The 10,812-nt window shown below is 72.0% G+C and carries 12 protein-coding genes; 4 read left to right on the top strand and 8 right to left on the bottom strand.

The features are described 5' to 3' along the window. From fusA to G4D87_RS25145, 4 genes are all read right to left on the bottom strand, one after another. On the bottom strand, nucleotides 1-1,870 hold a 1,870-nt coding region (fusA, locus tag G4D87_RS25160), incomplete at its 3' end, for an elongation factor G (protein WP_163784759.1). 246 nt (nucleotides 1,871-2,116) lie between these two features. Further along, nucleotides 2,117-2,299 (bottom strand): hypothetical protein, encoded by a 183-nt coding sequence (locus tag G4D87_RS25155; protein WP_163784748.1) that lies wholly within the window; start codon nucleotides 2,297-2,299, stop codon nucleotides 2,117-2,119. A gap of 8 nt (nucleotides 2,300-2,307) precedes the next feature. Continuing rightward, complete coding sequence (locus tag G4D87_RS25150; RefSeq protein WP_163784758.1) at nucleotides 2,308-3,498, bottom strand: cyclic nucleotide-binding domain-containing protein; 1,191 nt, start codon at nucleotides 3,496-3,498, stop codon at nucleotides 2,308-2,310. A 118-nt stretch (nucleotides 3,499-3,616) separates the two neighbouring features. Beyond that, a complete protein-coding gene (locus tag G4D87_RS25145) occupies nucleotides 3,617-4,093 on the bottom strand; it encodes an FKBP-type peptidyl-prolyl cis-trans isomerase (protein ID WP_240358587.1) in 477 nt (158 codons plus the stop codon). 170 nt (nucleotides 4,094-4,263) lie between these two features. Between G4D87_RS25145 and G4D87_RS25140 the strand changes: the two genes are divergently transcribed. After that, nucleotides 4,264-5,460 carry a metallophosphoesterase gene (locus tag G4D87_RS25140; RefSeq protein WP_163784756.1) on the top strand — a complete coding sequence of 399 codons (1,197 nt, stop codon included), beginning with the start codon at nucleotides 4,264-4,266 and terminating at the stop codon, nucleotides 5,458-5,460. A gap of 16 nt (nucleotides 5,461-5,476) precedes the next feature. On the opposite strand, the gene G4D87_RS25135 is transcribed toward G4D87_RS25140, so the two are convergent. Then, entirely contained in the window at nucleotides 5,477-6,241 is a 765-nt protein-coding gene (locus G4D87_RS25135) for a ZIP family metal transporter (RefSeq protein ID WP_176409644.1), read from the bottom strand. Between the two features lie 192 nt (nucleotides 6,242-6,433). Here G4D87_RS25135 and G4D87_RS25130 point away from each other — a divergent pair, with 192 nt between their 5' ends. From G4D87_RS25130 to G4D87_RS25120, 3 genes are read left to right on the top strand one after another with little or no spacing between them, the layout of a single operon-like run. Continuing rightward, nucleotides 6,434-6,985 (top strand): RNA polymerase sigma factor, encoded by a 552-nt coding sequence (locus tag G4D87_RS25130; protein WP_163784754.1) that lies wholly within the window; start codon nucleotides 6,434-6,436, stop codon nucleotides 6,983-6,985. After that, nucleotides 6,982-7,647 (top strand): DUF1109 domain-containing protein, encoded by a 666-nt coding sequence (locus tag G4D87_RS25125; RefSeq protein ID WP_163784753.1) that lies wholly within the window; start codon nucleotides 6,982-6,984, stop codon nucleotides 7,645-7,647. The genes G4D87_RS25130 and G4D87_RS25125 overlap by 4 nt, the downstream gene beginning before the upstream one ends. Beyond that, complete coding sequence (locus tag G4D87_RS25120) at nucleotides 7,644-7,979, top strand: Carotenogenesis protein CarS (protein ID WP_163784752.1); 336 nt, start codon at nucleotides 7,644-7,646, stop codon at nucleotides 7,977-7,979. The genes G4D87_RS25125 and G4D87_RS25120 overlap by 4 nt, the downstream gene beginning before the upstream one ends. A gap of 16 nt (nucleotides 7,980-7,995) precedes the next feature. Here the strand turns inward: G4D87_RS25120 and G4D87_RS25115 are convergent, their stop codons facing one another. Genes G4D87_RS25115 through G4D87_RS25105 form a run of 3 tightly spaced genes read right to left on the bottom strand, consistent with a single transcriptional unit; the run spans nucleotide 7,996 to nucleotide 10,802 of the window. Further along, nucleotides 7,996-8,508: a hypothetical protein gene (locus G4D87_RS25115; protein WP_163784751.1), complete on the bottom strand. Its 513-nt coding sequence runs from the start codon at nucleotides 8,506-8,508 to the stop codon at nucleotides 7,996-7,998. A 50-nt stretch (nucleotides 8,509-8,558) separates the two neighbouring features. After that, the gene (locus G4D87_RS25110) at nucleotides 8,559-9,596 is read right to left on the bottom strand and encodes a hypothetical protein (RefSeq protein WP_240358586.1); all 1,038 of its coding nucleotides are present in this window, start codon (nucleotides 9,594-9,596) and stop codon (nucleotides 8,559-8,561) included. A 60-nt stretch (nucleotides 9,597-9,656) separates the two neighbouring features. Continuing rightward, entirely contained in the window at nucleotides 9,657-10,802 is a 1,146-nt protein-coding gene (locus G4D87_RS25105) for an AI-2E family transporter (RefSeq protein ID WP_163784749.1), read from the bottom strand. Nucleotides 10,803-10,812: the final 10 nt, after the last annotated feature.

Here is a 10,812-nt window from a genome sequence, read left to right as displayed (position 1 = left end):
CCTCGGGCGTGGTGACCTCCACCTCCATCACCGGCTCCAGTTGCTGCACGCCCGCCCTGTGCACCGCCGCCTGGAGCGCCAGGGAGCCGGCCACGGCGAAGGCCTGGGGCGTGGAGTCACGCACGTGCGTGTCCCCATCCACCAGCCGCACCTCCACGTCCACCAGCGGCACGCCGTCCCGCACGCCTCGGGCCATGGCCCCGGCCACGCCCTTCTCGATGGCGGGCACCAGCTCCTTGGGGATGGTGCCCCCGCGCGTGTCGTCCGTGAAGACGAGCCCCGCGCCACGCGGCGCCGGCCCCACGTCCAGCACCACGTACGCGTACTGTCCGGGCCCGCCCGACTGGCGGACGTGGCGGTACGCCTGACGCACCGGGCGCCGGAGCGTGTCGCGCCAGGCCACCTGGGGCTGGCCCACGCGGGCCTCCACGCCGTGCTCTGTCCTCAAGCGGTCCACCACCACCTCCAGGTGCAGCTCACCCATGCCGGACAGCAGCACCTGGCCGCTCTCCGGATCCACGCCCACCCGCAGCGACGGGTCCTCCGCCGCCAGCCGGTGAAGGCCGGCCTCCAGCTTCGTCAGCTCCGCGGGCGAGCGCGCCTCCACGGCGAGTTGCACCACGGGCTCCATGACCCCCAGCGACTCCAGCACCACGGGCTCCGCCAGGTCGCACAACGTGTCGCCCGTGCGCACGCCCTTCAGGCCGAGCGCCGCGCAGAGGTCCCCCGCATGGACCTCCGCCACTTCTTCGCGGCGGTTGGCGTGCATGAACATCAAGCGCCCCACCCGCTCACGCCGCCCGGTGGCGGGGTTGAGCAGGACGGTGCCCGCGCGCAACGTGCCCGAATAGACGCGGAGGAACACGATGCCGCCCACGGCCTTGTCGCTCATGAGCTTGAAGGCCAGGGCGCAGGGCGGCCCCGAATCGGACACGGGCCGGGACACACGCGCCTCCGTGCCCGGGACAAAGCCCTCCACGGCGGGCATGTCCGACGGCGCCGGCAGGTAGTTGACGATGGCGTCCAGCAACATCTGCACTCCCTTCTTCTTGAAGGCCGACCCGCACAGCACCGGCACCAGCGTCCGCGCGAGGGTGCCCGAGCGCAGCGCGCGCTCCAGGTCCTCCGCGGTGATGTCCTCCAGCCGCCCGTCCACGAACTTCTTCAGCACGGCGGCGTCCGCGTCCGCGCACGCCTCGATGAGCCGCAGCCGCTGCGCCTCCACCTCCGCGCGCACCGCCTCCGGCACGGCCTGCTCGCCGACGAAGCCTCCGTCTTCCCCGTCGAACGTCACGGCCCGCATGCGGACCAGGTCCACCAGCCCGCGGAACGCCGAGCCTTCACCCAGGGGCCACTGCACGGCCACCGGACGCGCGCCCAGCCGCGCCTGGATGGACGCGACGCTCATGGCGAAGTCCGCGCCCACCTTGTCCATCTTGTTGATGAAGGCGATGCGCGGGACGTTGTACCGGTCCGCCTGCCGCCACACCGCCTCCGACTGGGGCTCCACGCCCTGGCTCGCGTCGAAGACGGCGACCGCGCCGTCCAGCACGCGCAGCGAGCGCTCCACCTCGATGGTGAAGTCCACGTGCCCCGGGGTGTCCAGGATGTTGATGCGGTGGGGCACACCCGCGCCCATCCCCTGCCGGGGTTGCCAGAACGCGGTGGTGGCCGCGGAGGTGATGGTGATGCCGCGCTGCTTCTCCTGCGGCAGCCAGTCCAGCTCCGTGGAGCCGTCGTGCACCTCTCCCACGGCGTGGATGCGCCCGGTGAAGTAGAGGACGCGCTCGGTGAGCGTCGTCTTCCCCGCGTCGATGTGCGCCATGATGCCGATGTTGCGGTACCGCTCGATGCGTGTGTGGCGAGACATGAAGGACTCCCGTTCCCGTCGGGCAGCGAGGCCCGCGGGTTGAGTTGAGGCGCTGGTTGAAGCGAAGGGACGACGCCGCGAAGGCCCCGGCGGCACACACACGCGGCTCGCCGGAGGGGCGCGTCAGGCCCGCTCAGGGACGCATGAGGACACACGAGGACGCGGCATGAGAGAGAGGGCGGAGCCGGGACTCACGGCACACGGGAACCAGCCAACCCGCGCGCCGGAGGACACCGGTCCGCCCACTCAAATGTCGAGCAGAACCTCGTGACGGGGGGCGAGGCGCACGTCCGCCGCCGGCGCGAAAGCGCGCGCACTCAGCAGGGCGTTGAAGAAGACGGGCCTCATGATGCGTTTGAAGTAATGCACAGACGCCGCGCTGTCAATCCGGGCGCGCGTGTGAATACGCGAGCCCGGAATGACAGACATGCGCGCCGTCAGGTGCTGAGCGCCCGCACCCGCGCCGCGAGGTTGTGCGTGAAGAGGCGGAAGATGCGCAGCGCCGCCGCGTCATGCGTGTCCAGGTAGTGCTGGAACCCCGCGCGGGTGATGCGCAGCGCGCGGACCGCCGTGCGCGCGCGGACCTGCGCGGACACCGGGGCATCCTGCACCAGGGAGATTTCCCCCAGGTACGCGCCAGGCCCCAGCGTGTTGAGCTGGCGCGCCTCCGGCTCCGGGCCGCTGAACACGTCCACCGCGCCCTCCAGGAGCACGAAGAGGCCGCTGCCCGGCGAACCCTTCTCCAGCAGCACCGCGCCGGCCGGGATGAGCACCTGCCGCGCCACGCGGTACAGGTCCTTCATGTCGTCGAGCGACAGCTCCCCGAAGATGGGAATGGCCTTCAGGTAGTGGTAGCCATTGGACTCCGGCGCCGCCGAGTTCGAGGGCAGGCGCGCGATGACGGCCTTCGCCTCCGCGTCCATGCCCAGGCGGTGCAGCAGCCGGGCCTTCTCCGCGGCGAGCGCCGGGTCTCCCCGGGCGGTCTCCGAGCCGCGCATCGTGTCGGCCAGGAGCGCCAGCGCGCGCCGCGTGAAGCCCTCCCCGTCCAGCAGCTTGCACATGCGCAGCACGGACTCCAGGTGACGCGGGTCACCCGAGGGCACGCTCGCGAGCGCCTCCACCTCCGCGTGCGGCTGGCCCAGGTCGCGGTAGATTTGCGCCGCCTCATACGGACGGCCCAGGCGCACCAGGCAGTGCGCCATGGCCTCGCGCGCGCCCAGGCCGCGGTAGGCCTCCAGCGCGCGCTCCATGGCCCCGCCCCGCTCGAAGGCGGCCGCGGCGCGCTCCACTTCACCGGCGCGCAGGTACGCCTCCGCCGCGTCCACGTAGCGCCCGCCCTGGACGTACAGCTCCGCCACCAGGGCCGCCGCGCCGCAGCCATCCAGCAGGCGCGCGGCCCCCGAGAAGTCGCGGGCCTGGCGCAGGACCTCCGCCAGCCGCTGGCGCTCCGCCACCGCGGCCTGCGCGGCCTCCTTCTGAAGCCGCTCGCGCTGGGAGCTCCCCAGCTCCTCGTAGAGCTGCGCCGCCACCTCGGACGACGGCTGCATGAGCAGCACGTGGAACGCGCCCTCCCCCAAGACGGCTGCTCGGGGACCTTCCAGACTCATCTCCGCTTCGGACCGCGACATCACGCGCCTCCCCCATTCCGGGTCACCACGCACCTCCGGGCCGGTCCACGCCGGCCCGGACTTCCCGGAAGACACGGAAATCCTATAACACGTCGGCGAGCGGAGTTCTTCGCCTGCGTCAGCGGACGGACACGAGCTCGGTGTCGAAGATGAGGACCGTGTACGGCGGAATCCGGCCGCCCGAGCCGGTGGCGCCGTAGCCCAGGGACGACGGGATGATGAGGCGGCGGCGGCCCCCCACGCGCATGCCGACGATGCCTTCATCCCAACCGGCGATGACCTGCCCCACGCCCAGGGTGAAGCCAAGGGCGGGCCCATTTCCGGTGGCGTCGAAGCTCCGGCCGTCCGGCAGGTAGCCCGTGTAGCGCACCTGCACGCGCTTGCCCGACTCGGCCACCGCGCCGTCCTCCACGAGGAACGTGTCCTGGATGTAGAGCCCGCTCTGCAGGCGGGTCATCGCGGCGAGGTCCACGTTGAGCGACTCCGCGTACGTCACCTTGGTCGGGTCTCCCGAGTCGGGGTTGACGCTCTCGTCGTCGCCACAGCCGAGCAGCGAGACAGCCAGGAGCATGGGAGCCAGCAGGGAGCGGAGCATGACGACCTCGAAGGGGTGCGCGGACCGGGTATCGGCCTCGCGGGACGGCGCAGCCTGCCCCGGCCCGGCGGCGTGGGAAAGGGGCCTGGGGTGCGCCCGCGCCATCTTCCTGCCTGCCCCCCTGGAATCCTGGAGCGCGGCGGGGAGGCGTCCGTTATGCAGGGTTCCCGATGCCACGCTGGGTCAGCCTGCTCCTCTTCATCGTTCCCGTGCTCGCCGTGCTGTCGGTGGGCCATGTCTATCTCTACCGCCGGCTCGTCCGTGACGTGACGAAGCGCAAGTGGCTGCGGCGCACCGCCCAGGGGCTGTTCGCCGTGGGCTTCGTGGGCGCCCTGGGCGCGCGGGCCATTGGCGCCGTGCTGCCCTCCGAGGGCGCTCGGCGCCTGGGCATCGTCTTCCTCCTGTGGATTGGCCTGGTCCTCTACCTGCTCATGTTCACCCTGGCGGTGGACGCGGTGCGGGCCCTGGCCGCGTGGCGTGAGCGCCGCAGGGCCCGCGCGGAGACGACCCTCCCCACCGTGCCCGCCTCGCCGGAGCGCCGGGCCTTGCTGGGGCAAGGGCTCGCGGTGGGCGCGGGACTCGCGGGCGTGGCGGTGAGCTCCTACGGCGGCTGGCGCGCGTACCACCCACCCGATGTGCGCGACATCCCCGTGCGGCTGCCCCACCTGCCGCGCGCGCTGGAGGGCCTGACGCTGGTGCAGCTCACCGACATCCACATCGGCGGGGTGATTCAGCGCCGCTTCATGGAGGAGCTGGTGGCCCGCACCAACGCCCTCAAGCCGGACGTCATCGCCATCACCGGGGACCTGGTGGACGGCTCCGTGGCTTCGCTCGGTGTCTTCGCCGCCAGCCTGGGGAAGCTGAGCGCGCGGTACGGCACCTACTTCGTCACCGGCAACCACGACTACTACTCGGGCGCCGACTCGTGGGTCGCCTTCCTGGAGGGGCTGGGCATCCACGTGCTGCGCAACCGCGCCGTGTCCATTGGAGACGGCGCGGCGTCCTTCCAGCTCGCGGGCGTGGACGACTGGAGCGCGCACCGCTTGGGCGAGCGCGGCTATGACCTGGACGCGGCGCTGCGCGACGTGCGGGCCGACAGGGCCTCCGTGCTGCTGGCGCACCAGCCGTCCAACTTCGACGAGGTGGCCCGGCGCGGCGTGGGGCTCCAGGTTTCAGGGCACACGCACGGCGGACAGATGTTCCCGGCCAACCTGATGGGCGACCTCATCTGGGGAGCGCGCAACGCGGGCCTGAGCCGCACGGGCGACTCGCTCATCTACGTCAGCCGGGGCTGCGGCTTCGTGGGCCCGCCCATGCGCGTGGGCGCGCCCCCGGAGATTGCCCGCCTGGTGCTGCTGCCCGCGTAAGTCCCACCGGGCGCCGTCAGCCCAGCGACATGTCCAGCACCAGCGCGAGCACGAAGCCCCACATGAGGCCGGTGGTGGCCTCGCGCTCGAAGCCGCCGCGGTGGCTCTCCGGAATCATCTCGTGGCTGATGACGTAGAGCATCGCTCCGCCCGCGAAGGCCAGTCCCCACGGCAGCAGCGCGGCGCTGAGGGACAAGGCCAGGAGGCCGAACAGCGCCCCCACTGGCTCCACCAGGCCGGTGAGCAGCGCCAGGAACGCGGCGCGCGCCGAGGACGCGCCCGTGGCTCGCAGCGCCAGCGCCACCACCAGGCCTTCGGGAATGTTCTGCGCGCCGATGCCCAGCGCCACCGACAGGCCCAGCTCCGGCTGCGGCGCGGCGAAGGACACGCCCACCGCCAGGCCCTCCGGGAAGTTGTGCAGCGTCATGGCCAGCACGAACAGCAGCACGCTGTTCCACTTCGCGCCGCCGTGGCCTTCATGGCCCTTGAGGGAATGTTCGTGCGGCATCAGGTCGTGCCATACGCGCAGGAACAGTCCACCCAGCAACACCCCCGCCGCCACGCGCAGCGCCGCCGAGAGCCCGCCATGGCCCTGCCCTCTCACCAACTCCATCGCGGGGATGACCAGTGAGAAGGACGTGGCCGCCAGCATCACCCCCGCGCTGAAGCCCAACATCCGGTCCTGGGCCTTCCGGCTGAGCTCCGAGGTGACGAGCACGGGCAGCGCGCCCAGTCCCGTCGCCGTGCCCGCCAGCAGGCTTGCCACCAACCCCGCCCCCATGCCTTCGATGCTCCAATGGTCCACGCGTCCGAGGTGCCTCCGCGCCCAACACTAACGGCCTCGCCCTCCGGGGCAGGACGGGATGTTGACGGCGCACACAACCCCGCGACCTTTCAACGATTTTCCCGCTGGACCTTGAGAATCGCGACCGCTGGAAACACTTTCGCGGGTGGCCCGTAGAGGAGCCGGGTGATGCGGAGCCAAACGGACGAAGAGCTCATGGAACGGTTTCGCGACGGAGCATCGGACGCCTTCGAGGACCTCTTCGCGCGGCACGCGCCTCGGGTCCAAGGCTTCCTGGCCCGGATGGTGCGCAACGGCGCGCTCGCGGAAGACCTGCTCCAGGCCACCTTCTTGTCCGTCATCCGCTCGCGAGGCCGCTATGAGCCCGGCACCCGCTTCACGCCCTGGCTGATGACCATCGCCGCGAACGCCGCGCGCGACGCGCTGAGGCACCAACGACACGTGGACGCCTACGCCTCCCGGGAGGACACCGCGACGCCCGCGTCCCCGGCGCCGGATGACAGCGACCCGGCGCTGCGCAGGCACCTGCTGGATGCCTTGCAACGACTCCCCCCGGACCACCGTGAAGCCGTGGTGCTCAGCAAGGTGGAGGGCTGGTCCTTCGAGGAGATTGGCGCGCTGCGGGGCATCAGCCCTGGCGCCGCGCGGCTGCGGGCGCACCGGGGCTACGAGAAGCTGCGCGAGCTGCTGGGCGAGCTGGCGTTGGAGGTGGCGCGATGAAGCCACCGATGGACCTGGATCCGCTGCTCACCCAGGCGCCCGCGAAGGACAGCGCCGCGCTGGAGCGCGTGCTCGCCGCGGCCCGGGGCGAGCTGGCGCTGCGTCGTCCGGTGCGGCGCTGGCGCACGCAGGCCGTCTGGCTGATGGCGGCGTCCGCGGGGCTGGGCCTGCTGGCGGCCGCGGTGATGCTCGCGGTGGGCGCCGTCACCAGCCCGCTGCTCCTGGCGCGCGCGCCGCTGTTGGCCATGCTGGTGGGAACCAGCGCGGTGTGCGCGTGGGGCGCGCTGTCCCCCAAGGGCCGCTGGATGCGCCGGCTGGGCGTGGGGCTGGCGGTGGTCACCGCGGCCGCGCTGGTGCTCGCCCGGGCCACGCCGCACGCCCCCTCTTCGCTCCCGGGCTGGGTCTGCACCGTCAGTCACCTGGCCATCGACGTGGTGCCGCTGGGGGTCGCGCTGCTCGCGCTGCGGGGCGCCTTCTTCCAGCCGCTGCGCGCCGTGGTGGCGGGCCTGTCCGTGGGTGCGACGGGCGCGCTGCTCGGCGAGCTCGCCTGCGAAAAGGACGCGCAGCACGTCCTCACCCACCACCTGCTCGCATGGGTCGTCATCACCGCCGTGCTGGTGGTCATCTCGAAGTCGCTCAAGCCCCGCTCCTACGCGCCATGACCCAGGACCCCTCACTCATCATCTGTCAGGACGTGGACGGCGCCCCGGTGCGCATTGGCGCGACGGTGAAGGTCGTGCCGCACTCCGGGGACGGCACCATCAGCCAGCGCTTCCTGGGCAAGACGGGCATCGTCGTGGGGCTGGTGTTCGACGACCCGGCCACGCAGTACCCCGATGACCCGCTCATCCAGGTGCGCGTCAAGGGGATGGGCGAGGACCTCTTCTTCCCGGAGGAGCTGGAGCTGGCCCCGGAGTGGGCTCGCAACCGGATTGCCCAGCACCGTCAGGCCGTGCGGGCCGGCGGCCGGAGCTCGCTGGAGCGCATGTCCTGACGGGGTGGAATCCGCGTCAGCGCGTACCCGACCGCGCGCGCGCGAACGCCACCGCCTGGGTCACCGCCTTGGAGCTGGGAAAGAGGCTCCGCGCCCGCTCCTCCACCTCCAGCGCCGCGTCCAATTGTCCCTGCGCGCCCAGCGCGTGAATCCACCCCGCCCACGCCTCCTCCAGCAAGGCCATCGCCGCGCTGGCCGCGGAGGAGAAGGCCCGCTCCGCCTCGTCGGGCGCCTGTCGCACGGAGACCAGGAAGTGTCCCAGCGCCAGCAGGGGCTCCGGAGCCCCCGCGGAGACGTCCGACGCGGAGCGGAGCACCTGCTCGGCCTCGGTCGCCGCGGCCTCCGCGTCCGCCGCCTCGTGCCCTCCGGCCAGCAACGTGCGGCTCAACGACAAGAGGTTGGGGACGAACGCGGGACAGCCGTGCGCCAGCGCGCGGTACGCGTCGAGCCGGTGACCTCCCTCCAGCGGCTCCGCGTTCGCCAGCTTCCACTTCCTGCGCAGCTCCTGGGGGGACACGTGCTCGGACATGTCCGCACCCTACGCCTCCGCCGCGCCGGAGTGGGAGCCGGCAACGCGCCTCAGTAGGACGCGGTGATGCCCCAGTGCAGACTGGAGTACGTCTCCGCCGCCACCCCGCCCTCATCCCAGCCCAGCTTGGCTCCGGCGCCGGAGAACGTGTCCTGGAAGCGGGACAGGCGGAAGCGGACCGAGTAGCCGAAGGGCCCCCAGAGGTCGCCCCCGACGCCCAGCTCCGCCTCCCAGCCGAAGCTGGACACCGACGTGCCGTAGTCGCTGACCTCCGCGTCCAGCGCCGCGCCGCCGCCGCCCAGGCCCTTGCCCGGCTTCGGGCTCAGGAAGAACTGTCCCGCGCCCTCCAGCCGGACCCAGCGCAGCAGCGGCACCGACACCTCCAGCCCCACGGCGGGGAACAAACGGTGCGTCCCGGTGAGCGGGCTGTTGGCGGACGCGTCCACGTCGAAGGCGCGGGTGAGCAGGCCCGCGCGCAGCCCCGCGTAGCCTGGCGGCGCGCTCGACGCTCCCGTGCCGAAGTCATGGCGGTACAGCGCCTGCGCCGTGAGCACCGAGTCCGTGGCCACCACCTCGCGCGTGGTCGACTGGCCGGCGTCACCCACCAGCGTCACGTTCGTGGAGGAAAACCCGCGCCGGTAGCCCAGCGACAGACCCAGTCCCCGCAACAGTGACGCGCTGTGCGCCAGCGGCAGCAGCTCCAGCTCGGCGGAAATGCCCAGGTACGGCACCGACGACGCATAACTCACCGTGTCGCCCAGGCGCTCGTTCGCCGGGAGCCGGTCATATTCGCCACAGGACTTCACGCCGGGCCGCGCGCAGTAGTTGCGCCACGTCGTCGTGCCCCCCAGCGTCAGCCGCGCCAGGGGCGGGCGCGCCGGCCCATCCCCCACCGTGCCGCCCGAGCCCGTGTCCAGCGACACCTCCAGGAAAGGGGCGGTGGTGGTGGTGGTGGTGGTGTGCGACTCCGGGGCCACCGCCATGCCCCTCCGCTTCACCGCGGCGGAAAGGGCCTGCGGCGAGGCCAGCGCCACCACCAGGGCACACCACAGTCCCCAGCGAACCATCGAGTGTCGGGCGGTCGTCATTCTCCGGGGAGGTTCACCCACCCTGTCGGGGAAGTCCAGGCTCGGCGGTGCTCCCGCCGCTCAGGCGTTGAACGTCGCCGCGGGCCCCATCGCCTGCGCCGCGGGTGACCTGCGGGAGGACATGGGAGGCGTCGACGTGCTCTCCTCATCGGTGGACAGGTCCTCGGCGCGTCCGATGCCCAGGAAGTCGCGGCGGTAGATGCGGACCATGGCCATGAAGATGGAGGCGATGAGCGGCCCCACCAGCAGGCCCATCATCCCGAACACCGCCAGCCCGCCGAACATGGACAGGAAGACGAGCAGCGGGTGCAGCGCCATGCGCGAGCCACACAGCCGGGGCCGGATGACGTTGTCGATGCTGCCCACCAGGAAGGCGCCCCAGGCCAGGAGGAAGACGCCCTCGCCCACCTGGTTGGCGGCGATGAGCACCACGCCAATGGGGCCCCACACCAAGGCCGTGCCGCCCACGGGCACCAGCGCCACCAGCACCATGGCGGCGCCCCACACGCCGGCGTGCGGCACCCCCGCGATGAGCAGCCCGACGAAGCCCACGGCGCCCTGGATGAGCGCGGTGAGGGTGTTGCCATAGATGATGGCGTAGGCGACGTCGGTGAACTCGCGCGCGAAGGCCTCGAAGTAGCGCCGGTCCAGCGGGATGAGCCGCATGACCTCGGCCACCAGCCGGCGCCCGTCGAGGAAGAAGTAGTACATGGCCACGGACATCAGGAACAGGTTGATGACCAGGTCCGTGCCCGCCGCCGCCACGTCGCGCAGCAGCGACGCGCCGCCCGTCACCGCGGCCAGGAGCGCCCGCTCCGTCTCCGCGCTGTCCGCGTCCAGCCGGAGGTAGCGCTCCAGGCCCAGCGGCAGGCTGGCGAGGAACGGGTGACGCAGGTGCTGCTGCTCCAGCAGGGTCTGCGCCTGGCCCACGAGCTGGAACACCTCGCGCGCCACCATCCACCCCACCAGCGCCAGCGGCGCCAGGATGAGGACGAACACGGTGACGGTGGACACCCCGGCGCTGAGAGACTTGCGTCCCCCCAGCTTGTGGCACAGGGAGTCCTGCACCGGCATGAACAGCACCACCAGGAAGCCGCCCAGCAACACCGGCATCAGGAACGGCAGCAGAATCCTGGAGAAGAGAATCAGCGCCAGGGCGAAGAGCCCGGCGAATACAAAGTTGGACCACCGCCTCGAGTCAGCCACCGCCCCACCC

Origin of the sequence: Myxococcus vastator (assembly GCF_010894475.1) — a bacterium.
Taxonomy (GTDB): Bacteria; Myxococcota; Myxococcia; order Myxococcales; family Myxococcaceae; genus Myxococcus; species Myxococcus vastator.
The sequence above is the reverse complement of the archived record's forward strand: the minus strand, read 5'-3'. Positions and strand labels throughout refer to the sequence as shown.